The organism is Curtobacterium sp. B18, from assembly GCF_000333375.1.
Taxonomy (GTDB): domain Bacteria; phylum Actinomycetota; class Actinomycetes; order Actinomycetales; family Microbacteriaceae; genus Curtobacterium.
This window is the reverse complement of sequence record NZ_BACZ01000699.1, coordinates 1-17,430: the sequence shown is the minus strand read 5'-3', so window position 1 is coordinate 17,430 and position 17,430 is coordinate 1. Positions and strand designations below refer to the sequence as shown.

General features: G+C 70.3%; 18 protein-coding genes. 3 read left to right on the top strand and 15 right to left on the bottom strand.

Annotated elements, in window-relative coordinates:
* Position 1: 1 nt before the first annotated feature.
* Positions 2 to 1,789: an IucA/IucC family protein gene (locus I5E_RS18825; RefSeq protein ID WP_083858058.1), complete on the top strand. Its 1,788-nt coding sequence runs from the start codon at positions 2 to 4 to the stop codon at positions 1,787 to 1,789.
* Between the two features lie 134 nt (positions 1,790 to 1,923).
* Here the strand turns inward: I5E_RS18825 and I5E_RS18820 are convergent, their stop codons facing one another.
* The 6 genes from I5E_RS18820 to I5E_RS24880 form a co-directional block, all read right to left on the bottom strand.
* On the bottom strand, positions 1,924 to 2,559 hold the full coding sequence (locus I5E_RS18820) for a pyridoxine/pyridoxamine 5'-phosphate oxidase (RefSeq protein ID WP_022908356.1): 636 nt from the start codon (positions 2,557 to 2,559) through the stop codon (positions 1,924 to 1,926).
* 18 nt (positions 2,560 to 2,577) lie between these two features.
* The gene (locus tag I5E_RS18815) at positions 2,578 to 3,228 is read right to left on the bottom strand and encodes an NUDIX hydrolase (RefSeq protein ID WP_022908355.1); all 651 of its coding nucleotides are present in this window, start codon (positions 3,226 to 3,228) and stop codon (positions 2,578 to 2,580) included.
* Positions 3,225 to 4,805, bottom strand: coding sequence for a nicotinate phosphoribosyltransferase (locus I5E_RS18810; protein WP_022908354.1), 1,581 nt, complete (start codon positions 4,803 to 4,805; stop codon positions 3,225 to 3,227). The genes I5E_RS18815 and I5E_RS18810 overlap by 4 nt, the downstream gene beginning before the upstream one ends.
* A complete protein-coding gene (locus I5E_RS18805) occupies positions 4,802 to 5,632 on the bottom strand; it encodes a ribose-phosphate pyrophosphokinase-like domain-containing protein (protein WP_022908353.1) in 831 nt (276 codons plus the stop codon). The genes I5E_RS18810 and I5E_RS18805 overlap by 4 nt, the downstream gene beginning before the upstream one ends.
* Before the next feature lie 50 nt (positions 5,633 to 5,682).
* Positions 5,683 to 10,053, bottom strand: a complete 4,371-nt coding sequence (locus tag I5E_RS18800) for an FtsK/SpoIIIE domain-containing protein (protein ID WP_022908352.1) — start codon at positions 10,051 to 10,053, stop codon at positions 5,683 to 5,685.
* 205 nt (positions 10,054 to 10,258) lie between these two features.
* The gene (locus I5E_RS24880) at positions 10,259 to 10,657 is read right to left on the bottom strand and encodes a hypothetical protein (protein ID WP_148287053.1); all 399 of its coding nucleotides are present in this window, start codon (positions 10,655 to 10,657) and stop codon (positions 10,259 to 10,261) included.
* Between the two features lie 82 nt (positions 10,658 to 10,739).
* Here I5E_RS24880 and I5E_RS25785 point away from each other — a divergent pair, with 82 nt between their 5' ends.
* A complete protein-coding gene (locus I5E_RS25785) occupies positions 10,740 to 10,910 on the top strand; it encodes a hypothetical protein (RefSeq protein ID WP_022908349.1) in 171 nt (56 codons plus the stop codon).
* Positions 10,911 to 10,952: 42 nt separating this feature from the next.
* Here the strand turns inward: I5E_RS25785 and I5E_RS18780 are convergent, their stop codons facing one another.
* From I5E_RS18780 to I5E_RS18730, 9 genes are all read right to left on the bottom strand, one after another.
* Positions 10,953 to 11,198: a hypothetical protein gene (locus I5E_RS18780; RefSeq protein WP_022908348.1), complete on the bottom strand. Its 246-nt coding sequence runs from the start codon at positions 11,196 to 11,198 to the stop codon at positions 10,953 to 10,955.
* Between the two features lie 33 nt (positions 11,199 to 11,231).
* Positions 11,232 to 11,816: a hypothetical protein gene (locus I5E_RS18775; protein WP_022908347.1), complete on the bottom strand. Its 585-nt coding sequence runs from the start codon at positions 11,814 to 11,816 to the stop codon at positions 11,232 to 11,234.
* 56 nt (positions 11,817 to 11,872) lie between these two features.
* On the bottom strand, positions 11,873 to 12,448 hold the full coding sequence (locus I5E_RS18770) for a hypothetical protein (RefSeq protein WP_022908346.1): 576 nt from the start codon (positions 12,446 to 12,448) through the stop codon (positions 11,873 to 11,875).
* Between the two features lie 579 nt (positions 12,449 to 13,027).
* The gene (locus I5E_RS18755; RefSeq protein WP_148287052.1) at positions 13,028 to 13,570 is read right to left on the bottom strand and encodes a hypothetical protein; all 543 of its coding nucleotides are present in this window, start codon (positions 13,568 to 13,570) and stop codon (positions 13,028 to 13,030) included.
* Positions 13,571 to 13,578: 8 nt separating this feature from the next.
* Positions 13,579 to 14,172 carry a hypothetical protein gene (locus I5E_RS18750; protein WP_022908343.1) on the bottom strand — a complete coding sequence of 198 codons (594 nt, stop codon included), beginning with the start codon at positions 14,170 to 14,172 and terminating at the stop codon, positions 13,579 to 13,581.
* On the bottom strand, positions 14,166 to 14,816 hold the full coding sequence (locus I5E_RS18745) for a hypothetical protein (protein WP_148287051.1): 651 nt from the start codon (positions 14,814 to 14,816) through the stop codon (positions 14,166 to 14,168). The genes I5E_RS18750 and I5E_RS18745 overlap by 7 nt, the downstream gene beginning before the upstream one ends.
* Positions 14,813 to 16,021: a putative T7SS-secreted protein gene (locus tag I5E_RS18740; RefSeq protein ID WP_022908341.1), complete on the bottom strand. Its 1,209-nt coding sequence runs from the start codon at positions 16,019 to 16,021 to the stop codon at positions 14,813 to 14,815. The genes I5E_RS18745 and I5E_RS18740 overlap by 4 nt, the downstream gene beginning before the upstream one ends.
* Positions 16,018 to 16,311 carry a hypothetical protein gene (locus tag I5E_RS18735; RefSeq protein ID WP_148287050.1) on the bottom strand — a complete coding sequence of 98 codons (294 nt, stop codon included), beginning with the start codon at positions 16,309 to 16,311 and terminating at the stop codon, positions 16,018 to 16,020. The genes I5E_RS18740 and I5E_RS18735 overlap by 4 nt, the downstream gene beginning before the upstream one ends.
* Positions 16,312 to 16,420: 109 nt before the next feature.
* On the bottom strand, positions 16,421 to 16,714 hold the full coding sequence (locus tag I5E_RS18730) for a WXG100 family type VII secretion target (RefSeq protein ID WP_022908339.1): 294 nt from the start codon (positions 16,712 to 16,714) through the stop codon (positions 16,421 to 16,423).
* Between the two features lie 70 nt (positions 16,715 to 16,784).
* Between I5E_RS18730 and I5E_RS23000 the strand changes: the two genes are divergently transcribed.
* On the top strand, positions 16,785 to 17,342 hold the full coding sequence (locus tag I5E_RS23000; RefSeq protein ID WP_187290551.1) for an FHA domain-containing protein: 558 nt from the start codon (positions 16,785 to 16,787) through the stop codon (positions 17,340 to 17,342).
* The last annotated feature ends 88 nt before the right edge of the window (positions 17,343 to 17,430 follow it).

Sequence of the window (17,430 nt, the reverse complement as noted above, 5' to 3'; positions counted from 1 at the left end):
GGTGCCGGACGACGACGGTCCCGCGGCGCACCTCCGACCGGAGCACCTCGCGCCCGCGAAACGGCACCTCGTGGCGAAGGCGATCGCCGAGTTCACGCACGAGCGCCTGGTCGCCCCGCAGGCCGACGGCGCCGGGTGGCGGCTCGACGCGGGGGAGTCGACCTACCGGTTCCGGGCACGGCGGCACCTGCTCGAGCACTGGTCGATCGACGAGGCGTCGCTGACCCGCACCCGCTCCGGTGCCGCGGCACCGCTCAGCGCGCAGGACCTCGTGCTCGAACTCCGGGACGTCCTCGGGATCCCCGATGCGCTGCTCGGCACCTACCAGGACGAGATCGCCTCGACCCTCGCCAGCGCTGCCGCGAAGCACCGGCGTGGCGGTCCGTCCGCCGCCCAGCTCGCCCGCGGCCGCACGACCGGTCCGGACGCCGTCGTCGCGTCGTTCCAGGACGTCGAGTCGGCGATGACCGAGGGGCACCCCGCGTTCGTGGCGGCGAACGGGCGGATCGGGTTCGGGCTCGACGAGTACCGCGCCTACGCGCCCGAGGCCGGCGGTCGGTTCCGGTACCGCTGGCTCGCGGCACGCCGGGCCTGCACGCACCTCGCGCTCGCCGCGGACCGCACCGAGCGCGACCACTGGGCGGCCGAGCTCGACCCGGCGACCACCGCCGGGTTCCGGGCCGTCCTGGTGTCCCGGGGACTCGATCCGGACGACTACGTCTGGATCCCCGTGCACCCCTGGCAGTGGCAGCACCGGATCGCGGTGACGTTCGCGCCGGACCTCGGGCGGCAGGACCTGGTCGACCTCGGCGAGGGGCCGGGCGAGTACCAGCCGCAGCAGTCGATCCGGACGGCGTTCGACCGCTCCCACCCGGAGCGCTCGTACGTCAAGACGGCGCTCGCGGTGCAGAACATGGGGTTCCTGCGGGGGATGTCGCCCGCGTACATGCGGAACACCCCGGCGGTGAACGACTGGGTCGCGGCGCTCGTGTCCGCAGACGAGACGCTTGCGGGCGCCGGGTTCTCGGTCCTCCGGGAACACGCGGCGATCGGCTACACCGGGGACGCCCACCACCGGGTCGACGTGCCCGCCCCGCAGCGGAAGATGCTCGCGGCGCTGTGGCGGGAGAGCCCGCTGCCGCGGGTGGCCGAGGGCGAGCGGCTGATGACCATGGCCGCGCTGCTGCACCGGGACGCCTCGGGTGACGCCGTCGTGTCGGCGCTGATCGAGGCGTCGGGTCTGCCGGCCGACGAGTGGGTGCGGCGCTGGCTCGACGCGTACCTGCTGCCCGTCGTGCACTGCCTGACCGTGCACGACCTGGTGTTCATGCCGCACGGCGAGAACCTCGTGCTCGTCGTCCGCGACGGGGTCGTGGTGCGCGCGCTGATGAAGGACATCGGCGAGGAGGTCGCGGTGCTCGGGCGGCACGACGACCGCCCGGTGCCCGCCGACATCGAGCGCATCGTGCACCCGGTCGACGACGACGAGGCGGCGCTCGCCGTGTTCACCGACGTGTTCGACGGGGTGCTGCGCTTCGTCGCGGCGATCCTCGACGACGACGGGGTGCTGCCGGAGTCGCGGTTCTGGCAGGTGGTGGCGGAGTGCATCGACGCGCACGCCGCCGCACACCCGGAGCGCCGTCGGCCGCTGGACCTGCGGGTGCCGGCGTTCGAGCACTCGTGCCTGAACCGGTTGCAGCTGCGGAACACGCTGTCGATGGTGGACCTGGCGGACCAGTCGTCGTCGCTCATCCGGGCGGGGGCGATGCCGAACCCGATCGCCCGGTAGGCGCGGGCGGGGCCGGGCGCGGCGCGGCTCGGCGCGGCGCGGCGAACCAGGAATCCGACATCGAACCAGCGCGAGCGGCTGGTTCGATGTCGGTGCCGTGGTTCGACGTCGGGCGTAGCGGGCCGCTGCGCGCGCTACGGCTGCAGCCGCGTCGCCGACCAGGCGCCGTCGGCGAGCACGTACTGCAACCGTCGGTGCATCCGGTCGCGGCTACCGTGCCAGAACTCCACGACGTCCGGCTCGAGCCGCCACGCCACCCAGCCCTCGGGCCGCGGGACGTCGTCGTCGGTCTCGTCGAGCAGGACGTTCGCGTCGTCGATGAGGTCCGCGAGCGTCCGCGGCTCGAGGACGGCGGACTGGTCGGCGATCGCGGTGGCGGCACGGGACTTCGGCGACCGGTCGGCGAACAGCGCGTCCGACTCGGCGTCGGACAGCTGCACGGCACGCCCCTCGAAGCGGAGCTGCTGCATGGTCTCGCGCCAGTACACCTGGAGCGCCGCGTGCGGGTTCTCGGCGAGCTGGCGACCCTTGGGGCTGAGCGTCGAGGTCCCGAACACGAGCCCGCGGTCGTCGAGCCGCTTCACGTCGACCGTGCGCGCGGACACGCGGCCGTCCGCCCCGGCGGTGGCGAGGGTCATCGACTTCGGCTCGGAGACGTCGCGGTCGTCGGCGGCGTCCAGCCACTGCCGGGCGAGGTCGAGCGGCGAGGCCGGGGGTGCGTCGAACTCGGGCAGGTGCAGGGAGTCGTCACCGGACAGGGAGGAGGACATGCCTCCACCCAACCGCGCTCAGTCCAGCCACGCCCAGGCTGCCGGGGGACGTCCGCCGCGGGGCCCGGCGCTCGCGGGGGCGTCGACCCGTGTGAGCGCGGGGTTCGACCGGAGCATCCGGTTGAGGTTGCCGGGGTCCGGGGCCGTGCCGGTGACCGCTGCCCGGAGCCGACTCGCGTCCGCGGTGGTGAAGCGCTCGCCGAGCAGCGCGCGGGTGAGCGGCAGGTCCGACCAGAGCCGGACCCGGAGGTGCTCGAGCGCGGAGCCGACGATCCGGTCGTGGTCGAAGGGCAGGCCGAGCGGGAGCGCGTCCACGCCGTGCCAGGCCGCTTCCGGACCCGCGAGCGCGTCGACGACGGCGAGGAACGCGATGCTGATCGCGGCGCTCCGCGGGTCGCGGTCGGGTCCGTCGAACGCACCGACCTGCGCGATGTGGCGCACCGCCGTCGGACCGGTCCCGGCCTTGGCACGCAGGGCGCGCAGTGCACCGTCGGCAAGGATCTCGGGACCGTCCAGGAGCACGCCGGGCAGCGCCTCCTGGCCCGCGTACGGCGCGTACTGCCGACGCGCGGTGGCGACCCGCAACCCGTCGCCCGTCGTGAACGACACCGGGACGACGTCGATCGCGATGAGCGGCTGGTCGCGGGCCGCAGAGGGGGCGTCGGTCACGCCGACGCCCGACGGGTCGCACGCTCGGCGCGTGCGCGGCTGAGGGTCGCTCGCACGTCGGCGAAGGACTGGAGGCGCGTGAAGCGTCCGTCGACCCACACCGGCTGGAGCAGGCTGGTCGCCTCGTCGTCGGCGGTGGCCTGGTCGGTCTGCCGGATCTCGCCCGTCTCGTCGCGGTGCAGGGCGATCCGCCCCTTCGCGCTCTTCTTGCCGCTGCCGGTCTTCGGGTCCTTCTGGATGTCGACGGGCTCGCCGTCCACCAGTGCCCATGTCGCCTTCACGGCGCTGCCGAGGTTGTCGCGGGTCATGTACTGGTACGTGTACGACCCGATGCCGAGCACGATGTTGTCGCTCGCGTACCCCTTGGCGGCGAGGCGCTCGTAGATGCGGCGGGCACGGTCGAGGGTGATGCTGTCGCCGTAGATCACGCCGATGTGCTGGTCGAGGACCTTGAAGCCCTGGTCGTTCATGGTGTGGCCGAAGATCTCGTCGAGGAGCTCGACGACGCCCTTCTCCTCGTGGCTGCGGGCCGGGTCGCTCAGTGCCGCGGTGTCGACCCCATGCACGGTGCCGGTGACGATGTCGACCGGGTCGCCGGAGTCCGGCCGGACGACGAGCTTGCCGTCGCGGCCGGTGATGCGGTCCTTGAGTGCCGGGAGCGTCTCGGTGACCACCTTGAAGAGGTCGAAGCCGTCGCTGACCGCTGACACGATGCCCGTCGGGTAGACGTCGAGGATCTGCTCGAACGTCGCCAGCTCGCCGTCGGCACCGCGGACGCACATGACGCTGTGCTCGGTGGCGGGGACGCTCGCGGCCACCCAGCCGTTGTCGCCCGGGTAGTAGCGGTCGATGAAGTCGAGCGACGGCATCGAGTCGGTGCCGAGGAACGAGAGCAGGTGTCCGGCCCCGCCGGCCGCGGCCGACTCGATGCTCGACTGGCCCCGGAAGGAGAAGTCGTGCGCGGCGAAGTCGATGCTGGCCGGGTCGGCACCGGTGCGGGCGGCCCAGTCCTCCATGAGGTCGCGGTACTCGAGCGCCTTCGTGGCGACGGTCGACGGGTGCCAGATCGAGGCCGAGAGCGCGGTCTCGATGTAGTTCGGCAGCCAGAAGAACTCGTCGACGGTGTTCTCGACGGTCAGGGTCGCGACACCGATCGGCGCGAGCGTGCCCTCGGGCAGCGCCCGGATCTCGAGCGGCAGGTACCCGAGGCGGTGCAGCGCCCGGACGTGGTCGGTGCCGATGTGGTTCGGCCCGAAGTACCCCTGGAGCGCCTGCTCGAACAGGTCGGCGACCTCGTCCTCGTCGGCCGCGAAGAACGGTGCCCACGCCTCGACGAGCGAGCGCTGGATGAACGCCTGCAGGCCGAACACGACCGCGTGGGTCGACTCGGGCATGTGCGCGTTCGAGCGGTTCGTCCAGTTGATGAGGATCCGCGTGGTGCCGGCGGGGTAGACCTGCCGGTGCGAGTGCTTGTAGCCGTCGACCGCCAGCAGTGGTGCGATCGGACTCGCCGTCGTGATGCGCGGTTCGAGGCCGGTCGTCGTCGTGTCGGTGGTGGTCGGTTCGGTCGCGGTCATCGGATCTGCTCCGTCAGGGTGGGGGTGAGTTCGATCGTGCGCAGGCCCTCGATGGCGTTCTGCGCGGGGTAGGAGTCCGTCGTGACGATCTCCCCGAAGTGCTCGGCGAGCTGCGGGGCCCGGCCGGAGAAGACGCCGTGCGAGACCCAGAGGCCGAGGCGCTCCTTCGGCAGGCCGGTGGCGCCGGCGAGGCCCATGAACGTCCCGCCGCCGTCACAGATGTCGTCGACCACGAGCAGTCGTCCGGTCTCGGGCAGCGGCTCGCAGGTGAACCCGTCGAGCTTGCCGGTGTCCGGGTTGCGGTGCTTCTCGGCGCGGAACACCGGCAACCCGCAGGTCTCGGCGACGGCGGTCGCGCGTGCCACGGCGCCCTTGTCGGGGGCGATGATCCCGCTGTAGTCCGACCCGGCGACGACGTGGTCGCGGACGACCGTCTCGCTCGTGACCACGGTGAGCCGCTCCACCAGGTCCACGATCACCGGCGAGTGCGGGTCGAACGCGATGACCTGGTCGATCCCGAAGCCGTTGACCACGTCGGCGTAGACCTTCGCCCCGAAGGGGAGCCCACGGTCCTGCCGGGCGCCGGGCAGGTAGGGGATGAGTGCGACGGACCGGGATCCGCGCTGCCGGACGGCGTCCGCCCACATGCCGAGCATGAGGAGGTCGTCACCGTTCGTGCCGCGCAGGGTCGCGATCTCGATGAGGTCCCCCGCGTCGGCGTCGTGTGCGACCTTGACGTGTGCTTCACCGGCGGGGAACCGCATGGTGGAGAACGTCGCGGTCGTCTGGGTGCCCCGGGTGGTCCGGGTGCTGAGTTCGACTGCCATGACTCGACCGTACCATGGTATTTGTCAGTGTGACAAGAACTGCCGCGAGATCAGGGGACCGGCACCTGGACCGACACCAGCTCGCCGTCGCCGAGGTGCACGAGGGCAGAACCGACCTGCACGCGTTCGACGATGCTGCTGCGCGGCAGGCGCATGCCGAGCAGGTCGCCCTCGGTGATCGTCTGCGGGCTGAGGAGTGCCCCGGACCGACGCCGCTTCATGTCGACCTGCCAGCCCGTGAAGCCCACGCCGAACTCGGCGGTCAGCCCCGCCGCGACGATGGCCTGCCCGTTGTCCGCCGCGCTCTTCACGAAGCCCTGCAGCCAGCTCTTCGCGGGTGCGTCCTTGACGAGCTCGGCGTCGTCGATGACGAGGACCCGGCGGCCGGGTTGTCCGTCGAACAGCGGCGCGAGGTCGTCCTCGGTGACGTCGGCGCCCTCGTGTGCGCCGAGGACGCCGGGCTCGGACGCGAGGGCGCGCAGGGGCGACTGCCGCGGGGTGACGAGCACGATCTCGCCCCCCTCGCGCAGCACCGACCGTGCGATCGACAGCAGGACGGAGCTCCGGCCGGACTTCGCGGGACCGCCCACGACGAACGAGCCCGCGGCCGCGAGGTCCGGCCCGATGGCGGTGAGGTCGTCGCCGCCGATGCCGACGAGGCCGAACAGCTCCGCGTCGTCGTCGCGCATCTCCCACGCCCGGTCGAACGGCACCGGTCCGGACAGCTGGTCGACGCGGAACGGCCGACGCGCACGCTCGACCGCGCGGTCGCGCTCGGTCGCGAAGGTCGCGAGGGCGGTGATCGCCGCAGCCTGCGACTGGCCCGTGCCGGCGGCGGCGAGCAGGGCGATCTGCGTCTCGGTGGCGGACTCCGACGCGAACGCCCGTCCGTCCGGGACCTGCTCCGGCAGCTTGCGCGGGTTGAGCGACGCGAGGCCGTAGTCGCCGCGGTCGGAGAGCCGGAGGACGAGCTTGTCCTCGACCAGGGTCGCCATCCGGCTCGACAGGAGCTGACGGTCCCCGGTGACCACCAGGTGGATGCCGACGCTCGCCCCTTCGCGCAGGAGGGTCATCACCTGGTCGGTCGGTGCACCGTGGTCGAGTTCGCCCAGCGAGCCGACGAACCCTTCCCACCGGTCGAGCATGAACACGATGTGAGGCAGCCGGTCGGAAGGGACGACCGCGGCGGCACGCTGCTCGACGATGCTCGCGAACCCGCCGTCGGCGAGGACCTGCTGCCGGCGGGCGAGCTCCTGGGTGAGCTTCGTGAGGAGCCGCTGCGCGCGCTCGGTCTGCACGCGCTGCACCACGGCGCCGGCGTGCGGGAGGGCCTGGATCGGCAGCAGCGCACCGTTGCCGCAGTCGAGCGCGTACACGTGGACGTCGGCAGCCGAGGTGTTCCGGGCGACCGCGGCGGCGATCGTGCGGAGTACCTGCGACCGACCGCTCCGCGGAGCACCGACCACGTAGAGGTGCCCGTCCGAGTCGAGGTCGAGGCTCCGGACCCGCTGCGCCTGCTCGGCCGGGAAGTCCTGCAGCGCGAAGGGCAGCGGGCCGACCCGGGCGTCGGTCGTGCTGCTGTCGTCGAGCTCCCACGCCCGGTCGTTCAGGTCGGTGAAGAGCAGCGTCTCCGGCAGGGCGTCGAGCCACGGACGGTAGGGAGCCGGTCCACCGAGTTCGGTCGCCGCCTCGGCCACCGCACCGACCAGCTCCTGCAGGTCGGTGCGTTCCTCGGCCTGCAGCTCCTTCGACTTCGGTGGTGCCGGCGGAGTGGTGCCGAGCGACGACCACGTCACGGTTCCGGCCCAGACCTGCTTGCGTCCGGTCGACAGCCCCGGACGCCGTCCGCCGACCCGACCGGCCTGGAACGGCAGCAGCGCACCGGCGCCGAGCCGGATGTACCCGCGGCCGGGTGTGCTCTTCTGGATCTGCGCCGCGTCGCCGGCGTCGATGACGTCGGTGCTCTCGCTCGAGTCCGTGACCCGGAGCGCGATGCGGAGGTTGGTGTTCGCGCGGATGTCGTTCGACACCACACCCGTCGGACGCTGCGTGGCGAGGATCAGGTGGATGCCGAGTGACCGGCCCCGCTGCGCGATGTTCACCAGGCCGGTGACGAAGTCCGGGAGCTCGCGCACGAGGCTCGCGAACTCGTCGATCACGATGAGCAGGCGCGGCATCGGTGGCAGCGGCTCACCGCGGACGAGCCGGTCGACGTAGTCCTCGATGTCCTTCGCGGCGGCGTCGGCCAGCAGGTGCTCGCGGCGGCGGAGTTCGGCGCCGAGCGACTCGAGGGCGCGCTCGACCAGGTGCGTGTCGAGGTCCGTGACCATGCCGACCGTGTGCGGCAGCGGCGCGAAGTCGCGGAACGCCGCACCGCCCTTGTAGTCGATGAGGACGAAGTTCATGCCCTCCGGGGTGTTCGTCGCCGCCAGGGACGCGACGATCGTCTGCAGGAGCTCGGACTTGCCCGACCCGGTCGTGCCGGCGACCAGGCCGTGCGGGCCGTCCTTGCGGAGGTCGAACGCGAACGGGCCGTCGAGGCTCTCGCCCACGACCACCTCGGTGGTGCGCGCACGCACGTTCCACCCACCCGTGATCGCCCGCGCAGTCGGCGGCTCGAGCAGCATCACGTCGAGCAGTCGCGACGAGGACGGGAGCCCACCGGCATCGCTCTCGTCGTCGGCGTCGACCATGGGCGCCACCGCCCGGGCGACGGTCTCGAACCAGCCGTCCGGGATGCGGTCCGGTCGGACGTCGGTCACCGTCGCCTGACGCTGGGCGGCGACGCGGATGCGCTCCGGCCCCACCGTGACGACGACCGAGCACTCCTCGGGCAGCAGACGGGCCTCTTCCTCGATGCAGATCGCCCGGACACCGACCGCGGGGCCCTCCTTGAGGATGCGGATCAGGCCCGGCAGTGCGCGCAGCCGTCGAGCGCCGTCGAGCACGACGACGACGTCGGGGCCGGGGATCCCGCGCACGTTCGCCTCGCGCATCGCCCGCTGTCGTGCGTCGATGAGCTGCCCGATCTCGGCCACCCGAGCGCCGAGCGTCTCGGCGTCGTTGCCGATCGCGATGACGGCGTCCTGCCCGAACCCCGGTCGGGCCTGCGGCACCCAGCGCAGCCAGGCCCACTCGTCGGCGGACTGCGCGTCGGTGAGCACCACGAACTGGGTGTCCCGCGGGCTCTGCAGCACCGCGAGCTGCGCCACGAGCCACGACGTGAGGTGCCTCGTGTGCTCGTCGCGGCCGGCGACACCGACCACGCCGTGCTCGCCGAGGTCGACCACGACCGGCACGTCCTCGGCCAGCTTGTCGACCGCACGCCGGTGCTCCAGCGCTGCCGGGTCCTCGAGCACGACGCCCGACGGTACGTCCGCCGTGCCGACGCGCAGCGTCAGGTAGTCCGGGTCGGTCCGCCGACGCTCCCACAGCCGGGCGCGACGGCGCAGGGCGATGTCGAGCACCGTCGCAGGATCGGGCGCGCTGGTGCGTGACTCGCGCTGGTACCGGACCACCGCCTCCAGTGCGTCCGCCTCGACCGCCTTCTTCGTCTCCTCGTACTCGGCGACCCGCTGCCGGTGCGTCTTCTTGCCGTTGCGGCGGTCCCACCAGGCGTTGCCGAACATGATGATCGGGGACATCAGGCCGAAGGCAAGGTAGGCGACGTTGTGGAAGATCGAGATCATCACCGCCGCCATGCCGAGCGGTGCGAGCGCCGCGATGATCGGGATGGAGCGGCGCGACTGCTGCCCCGGCGTCGCCGGCAGCTTGAAGACCGTCGGGGTCTCCTCCGGCAGCAGGCGCGGCGGCCGGGTGTAGTCGAGCGACCCGCCACCCGGTGTCAGCGTGATCGCTGCGCGGTCGGCGTCGGGGACCGCGACCGACAGCAGCGTGTCGCCGATCGTGACGACGCTGCCCGGCTCGACCGGCGTCTCCTCGTCGAGCTCCGTGCCGTCGAGGAGGACGCGGGAATCGCGCGTCGGGATGATCGAGAACCGCCGGTTGAGGTCGAGGCGCAGGATCGCCGCGTACTCGGGCGCGGTCCGGTCCGGCAGGTGCACCGTGGCGTCGGGAGCGGAACCGACGTGTGCGATGCCGGCGTCCAGCACCACGACCGTGCCGGCACCGGGTCCACCCACGATGCGGACGCTCGGCAGGTCGGCCGGCAGCGGCAGGACCGGTGCGGGGGCACCGAAGGTCAGGCGCGACCCCTCGAGCAGGACACCGTCACCGAGCCGGGCGTGCGGGGTCGTCGGGACGGCGTCGACCGCGACCTCGACGATGGACTCGGCGCTCAGGCCGAAGCGGCGGGCGACGATCTCGACGACCTCGCCGAGGACGGTGTCCTCGTCGCACTCGACCACGAAGTCCGCGGTGGCGTCGGTCGGCAGGTGGGTCGCGGTGAACGTCAGGCGCACGTGACACCCGCCACGTCGTGGGTCCTGGTCGTCGCGGAGCACCCCGTCGAGGCCCCCCGCAGCGTCGTGCTGCCGCTCATGGGTCGATTCTCGCAGGTTCCTGCGGCGTGCAGGCCGGGTTGCGCCCGGCTTGGGGATGAGCGGTCGGACTGGAGGCGCGGTGCGGGGGAACGGGGTCTGCTCACCCATGCGCGCGGTTGCGGGCTCAGCGCGGCGGGTCGCTATCCTTCGTGCTGTGCACGACGCCCCACCGGAGATCCTGGAGTTCAGTCCGGTGCAGCTCTCCAAGTGGCGGATCATCTTCGGCGGTCTGGGGCCGACAGCGCTCTGTGCACTGATCGGCGGCATCGTCGTGCTCTTCCCTGCTGGCAGGAGCGCCGCGATCGGCCTGGCGTTCTACGGTGCGCTCTACGCGGTCATGGTGTGGCCGGCGATCGGCCTCGCCGTGTGGCACCGCAGGGTCGCGACGATCCGGATCACCGACGATGCGGTCGAGTTCCGAGGAATCGTCCGGCGCCGACTCCTCCCGCGGGACGCGGACCTTCGCTGCCTTCGGTCGGCGTTCGACAACTGGCCCGCCAACGAGGTCCTCTTCATCGTCCACGGCGGCTGCAGGAGGCGTCGGATCAGGATCGACTCCTGGAACTGGACCACGCCGAGGATCCGCGAGATCAGCGGGGTGCTCCGTGCCCGAACGAGTTGCCGAGCAAGGGAAGAAGATCGAGCAGTTGGTACCGGGTGCCACCCGCTACTGGGAGCGGTCGCTCGTGAAGCTCTTCGCGTTCATCTTTGCGGGGTGCTTGTTGGCGATCATCGCGGTCGTCATTGTGTTCGGGGTCATCTTCCCGATGGGGTGACATCGACCTGCGCAGCGTCTGGACATCGGTCCGGACGGGTCGTCATCGTCCGCCACGCGCTCGACGGGATGACCGCAGGTGGCGGCTCCCGATGCTGACGCCGACGACCAGCGCGAACGCCCACACGATGTACCGGATGAGCCACGCGGTCGGTCCGTCCCAGGGGCCCGTGTCGTACTTGCCTCCTGGGAGGAGTGAGACGCCGACACCGATCGCGAGCACGATCACCGTGTCGCGGGTGAATGCGGCCCAGCGGCGTCCGGGCGTGAGGGGGCGTCGTCGTGTCATGGCTTCCTTGGTGGTGCGGTTGTCGTCATTGCGTCACTGGGAGTCCGGGTTGAGCACGAGCCCGAGCGCGAACTGGTCGACCAGTGGAGCAGCGAACGACTCGTCGGCACGTTTCGGGATGAAGGTTGTCAGCACCGCGGTCAGCGGGTCGGGCAGCTGCGGGATCGGCTGCACCCAGCGGATCGTCGTGGCCGGGACCGCACGGCGCAGGAGTGAGCGTCCTGGTGTCTTCGCCCGGTCGAGGATGCGCGTGGCCGGGCCGAGCGCCGTCACGCAGGTCGACACATCGGGATCGCTGGTTCGTCCGGCGAGCGGGAGCAGTGCGTCGTCGACCGCCTGGGCAGCAGGATCCAACCCAGGGAAGTACTGGATGACCGTGTACGCGAGTACCTCGACCGTCGGAGCGTCCGTCGTCAGGACGAAGAAGTCGTGGGCATCGACCTCGTTCCGCAATTGCGCCAGTTTGGTCATGGTCGATTCGAGCGACGATTCCAGGCGCTTCGGGACCGGCCACTGGAGGTGACTGATCACGTTCGCTGTCGCGGCGCGCCCGGTGGTGGTCGGGTCGCCCTCGATGAACTTCGTCCAGGCGTTGACGTAGTCGAATTCGAGTCCCATCAGATGCTCTCCGTTCTCGGTTGCCCGGTCACTTCGGCAGTCGTCAGCGACGACGCTCACGCCCAATCGACACGCACATCGCGCAGAAGCTCGTCGAGCATGGGCCGAGCGAGGGCGCTGTCGTTCTCGTCCGGGACGAAGAAGGACACGACCACCGTGAGCGCGTTCAGGCCGTCGACGATCGGGATGATCGCACGAACGACCTGCATCACCGGCCGCCCCCGGCCGCCGGTGCTGCGTTCCCGCATCTCCACGAGCGTTGCTCTGCCGAGGGGCAGATCCAGTGTGCCGACACTGGCGTCGCCGATGCCGGACGCCCGCGGTGCACGAGCGTCGTCGATGAAGGTGTCCGCGCGGTCGACGCCGGCGACGGTGTGCACGACCGCGTACGCGATCGCTCGGACCGTCGGCGCCGTGGTCGAGAGCACGAAGCAGGTCTCCGCCTTCGCCGCGGTCTGGAAAGCGGCGATGTCGCGCACGACCGTTCGGAGCACCGTGCGTTCTCGACGCTTCGGCCGCTGCTTCGCCTGCGCGAGAGCGTGCTCCACCGCTGCGTCGGTGACGTCGTCGATCTGACCCTCGTCATCGAGCAGCGTCCAGGCTCGGTTGTAGTTCCAGAGCAGGCGGATCATCCCTGTCCCTCCACTGCACCGCGTCCGACCTCTCGGTGGTTCCCGGTCAGCGTCGTTGCCCGAGCAATGCCGCTGCGAGCAGTCTGACTCATCGCACGGAGATGTCCTGCGCGAGCCGGAATGACGACTGCACGACCGCCAAGTCGTGGCCATCGTGATCGATCCGGATCATCTCTCGCGCAACCGACTGCGAAGTGGATCTGCGGCCTTATCTGACCATCGACGTGGTCGAGTCCCGTCACGTGCGCTCCGTTCTCGGTTGCCCGGTCGATTCCGCAATCGTCGAGGAAGACATGAGTCGGTCGAGGGAAGAACGGATCCGCCGTTCGATCGCGTTGAACTTGCCCCTCCCTCAGCGCATCCGCCGACCGGGCTGCCGAGACCGCCGTCTGAGATGACGGCTGCCGACGAGGATCGCGATGCACAACGTCACCGCCCACTCGACGTACCGGACTGTCCAAGCGGTTGCGCCGGCCCACGGGCCGAGATCGTACTTGCCGGGGAGCAACGAGACACCGACCCCGATCACCGCGATGATCAACGCGTCTCGGAAGAACGCCTTCCATTGCCCTGCTCGGGTCATGCTGCGCGAAGCGCCTGGGCCAGGTTCTCGATGTCGGGCTGCAAGTCTTCGAGGTACTCGGGCGGGACGTCGACTCGGAGCTGCACCGCGAGGTCTCCCACGGGGAAGGACGCGACCCACCCTGCCGAGCTGCCGCGCCGTTCGAGTGGCGCTCGGAGACCTTCGACCCCAGGTGCGATGGTCGATGGCTCCGGGGCCCCGACCGTCACATCCTGGCTGTCTCCTGGGCCGACGAACTCCTCGAGTCGTTCGTCGAGGCTTGAACCTGCCTCGGCCCATCGCACTCGGACCATGAGGACTTCATCCGGGAGCTCGGCGAGATGCACGAAGTACTGCTCGACGGGCGACGAGATCTGAGCGACAGATCCGAGCAGCGTCTGCAAGAACATCTGCTTCGGGTGTGGGCTGAAGAGGCGTCCTGGAAGGAGGTCACGAACCGTCGGCTGCGCCCACTTCATGATCTTCTTCGTCGACAGACCGCCCAGATCATTGGGGATCGGCAGCCATGCTTCCGCGTTTCCGGGGACTGAAATGCGCATCAGGCTCCTTAATTTCGGTACGACGGCCGCTGGCCACCGTATTGCAGCCTGAGGGCGGACACGAAACGGTCGACCGGATCGGCGAGTTCGGTGAGTCGGGTCAGATCGGTGTCCGCGTACGACACTCGGACCACGATCCCGGCGACGTCGAAGGCGTACGTCACGACCCCGGTGAGTGTCCGGTCGTCCGCTGCGACGAGGAACCGGACCGAACGGACGCCTGGACCGAACGCCGCGGTCTCGAAACCCTCGAGGACTGGTGGTTCGACGGCGGCCGGGTCGGTTGCGCCCACGACTTCGGCAAGATCAACGGGGGCGCTGTCCCGTTCGACAGCCAGGACCCGGACGATGGCGAGATCGGCTGTCAGGGATGGGAGGTACAGGGCGCGAAGCTCCGAGTCCGGTGTCGACGCTGCGATGGCTGCGAGGGACATGGCCAGCCACTCCGCTGCCTGTGGTCGCTCCGCGGTACGCTCTCGCGCTGTCGAGGCAGCCCACTCGTGCAGCTCGTGGGCGGTGCCGAACGATTCTTTACCAGGAGGAATGATCCATTCGCTGCCGACGTCCCCGATCACCACGCCGCTGGCGACCTGGCTCACCATGCTTCGTGTGCCTCCGCGGGAGGGACAACGGCTCCGGTGTGATCGACCCATCGGAACGTGCCGAGCATCGCGTCGAACAGATCCGACAAAGCGTGGACGACGTTGCGCTCGGACTCGGCTCCCGGACGATCGCCACCGGTGTCGGTCACGACGTTGAAGACGAGGGCGAGCACGAATGCATCCTGCCCCGGCACCTGCAGAAGTGCTGTCTCCCGCGCTAGCACCTCGGCGCTGTCCTCGACAGTTCGTTCCGAGTCCCCGAGCGTCGTGCTCACGACGCCGACAGAGCCGCCGATCGACCGAACTCGGGCTCCGTCCATCGTGAGTCGCGCGAGGAGCAGTTCCTCCACGCCGTGGTCATCGGACGGCACGACCTCGACGCGGGCGACCGTGATGCTGGCAGCGATCGCAGTCCCCGGCAACGGGCCCTGTGTCATGTACGTGTCAAGTAAGCGGCCGTTCGGATCACTCGCGAGGGCGGTGTCGAAGAGGGAGCCGACCGACGCTCTCCAGGAGTTGTCGGCACTGTCCTCGACGACCGAACCGATGACGTCGAGCATGCTTGCCCGGTCGCCGATCGGGATGTGGACCCAGCCCGCAGGTACTGCCATCGCGTACGACGAGATGTCCTGTGCGGCGGTCACCACGAGGCGCCGATCGGCAAGGTCGTCCTCCGCACCAGCGAGTTCCACGCCGGCACGTAGTCCTTGAGCCAGCCGGCGCCGTCGAGACCCATGCCGGTCCATCCGAGACCCGTGCCCGTGCGGATCCAGAACTGCAACCGCTCGACTGCTTCGGCACTCTGTCCCGCTGCACCGACGCGGGAGCGGGCGATCCACTGCGCCATCTGGGCGATGTCCTCGTCTCCCGCCGCTGCGAAGCGGTACCAGGGGCGGATCCCCTCGGTTGCGATCCGGTTGAAACTGCGGTTCACCCGGACAACTGCGTTCGCGACGTCATCACCGCCGCGGACCAGACCACCCACGCGCGACATGCCGACCTCCGCCGTCGCAGCTCGTGCAGTTGACACGGCGAGCTTCCCGGCACCGAACGTTGCGAGTCCGATGAAGTCCAGACCGACGTCCGCCCAGGAACCGGTCCCGGCAGCAGCCTTCGCGGAGTCACCGACGGTCGCTGCCGCCATGAGGATGAGTGCAGCTGCGCCGAGCCACGATGTGAGCGGGAAGAGGAGCGCGGCGATCGCAAGGACCGTCCCGGCGAACTGGACGACCTTGAGGACCACCGAGATCCACTCGTCGTTGTCCTTCATCCACTGCTTGAAGTTGTCCCATGCGCCGTCGTCGAGACCGTCGTCCACACTGTCGTCGATCTTGGCAATCGCGCGTTGCGCCGCGGTCTCGAGTCCCTCGAGCGCGGACTGCATCATGCCCGCTGCGCGCGCCGCCTCCGCGTGAGCACTCTCGGCCCTGCTTCGCTGCGTGTCCGAAAGAGTCTGGAACTCCTGCTGCTGGTCTGGGTCGGTCGAGGAGTTGGCGAGGTCTTGGTACTGGTCCTGCGACCGGGTAGAGGACTGAGCCTCTGTCTGGCTCTGGTCGTGCAGGCGGCTGGCAGACGATGCTTCGTCGATCGCGGTCGACAGTGCTCCGGCGTACTCGTTCAGCGCGTCGCCCGTGCCCGAGTAACGACCTTCGGCACGGCCGAGCTTGTCGGCGAGATCCCCGGCCTTCTTGAGGAAGGCCGTGACCGCCTTGCTCTCCGAGTCGGATCCATCGAGTCGTCGCAACGTGCTCGCGGCACCGCTGATAGCTGAGGCCACCTGGTGGTACTGGCGCGCCATTGCCTGGACCGCGCTCGGGTCACCGGACGGACCCGCCACGAGCGCACTCACTGCTCACCCGCGATGGACTTCACGAGCTCGGTCTCCGAGTCGTCGAACGCGTTGTCGATGTTGAGCGCCATCTTCGCGAGCTTCTCGATCGATTCGCTGAGTTCGCGGCGGTGGCTGTCCCACCCCGAGGAGAAGGACCGGATCCGCCTGGCGAGCTCGGGATGGCCGACAGCATCGGCTGCGTCTCCAGAGTGCTGATCTGCGTTGTCGAACTCGTGCTTCACCGCACTGAGGTCGCTCCAGAGCGACTCCATCTTCGCGCCTTGGTAGCGCAGGGTCCCGCCTGACACTGTCTTCCTCTTCCCCCGGGTTCATGCCTCGCTGTGAGAGCTCGCCGCCCCTGCGGCGAGAGCGGTGGCCGGCACCCCCGGGCGCCGGCCACCGTCGTGCTGGTCCTGACTAGCCGATGCTCGAAGCGAGCTGCTCGTCCGTCGACTCGAGCGTGTTCGCCGCGCTCTCGAGGAACCCGGCCATGCCGTCGATCGCCTGGATCGTCTGCGTCGCGCCGGAGTTGAACTCCGAGTACGTCGCGTCGAAGGCCTTCGACGACTTGTCGGTGACGTAGCCCGACGACACGAGGTTGTCGATCTGGCTCTTGAGCTGGGTCAGCTGGTCCTCGATGGACTTCTGGCCGTTGCGCAGCTGCGAAGCCTGGTTGCGGAGATCGTCGTAGGTGACGTTGACGTTTGCCATGTGCATACCCTCCCGATGCGGTATTTGATGTACCGGGAGCCCCCCGGCGGTTCGACGATACTTGATTCCGTTGCATCTCGCACCAGGTGGGGACAAGAACCAGAACGAGGGGTACACCGTGGCACGACGTCGCAGGGACGAGGGGGCGCCGGAGCGTCCGGTCGTGACGAGCGCCGAGGTCGAGCGCGATCGACAGGCCGGGCACCTGTCGCGAGCGTGGGTGCTGCCGAGCGCTCCGGTGTCCGACCGTGAGCCCGATGCCGTTGTGCACACCGACCAGCCGCTGCCGACGATCGGCGTGGTCCCCCGCCTCGTCCTCGAGGTCGCACCGGGCAACGTGGTGCCGCTCGACCAGCCGGTGGTCCTCGGGCGCAGGGTCGCGACGGCGCCGGGGCGGCGAGCGGTGCTGCTCGACGACCCGGGTCGTTCGGTGTCGCGCGAGCACGCGGCGATCCGGCCGACGGGCGACGGCGGGCTCGTGGTCGAGGACCTCGGCTCCGCGAACGGCACGGTCGTGGTCCGGGCGTCCGGCGCGCAGGAACCGAGCGTGGGCGGCGCGCAGGTCGTCGCCCGCCCCGGGGACGTGGTGATGGTCGGCGACTACGCGATCCGGGTCCTGGCCGGCTGAGCCCCGGCCATCCTCGTCGCCACCGTCGTCGCGGCCTTCGCCACCCGCGTGACGACGCTCGCGGTCGCGACGGTCGCCGGGTTGTTCG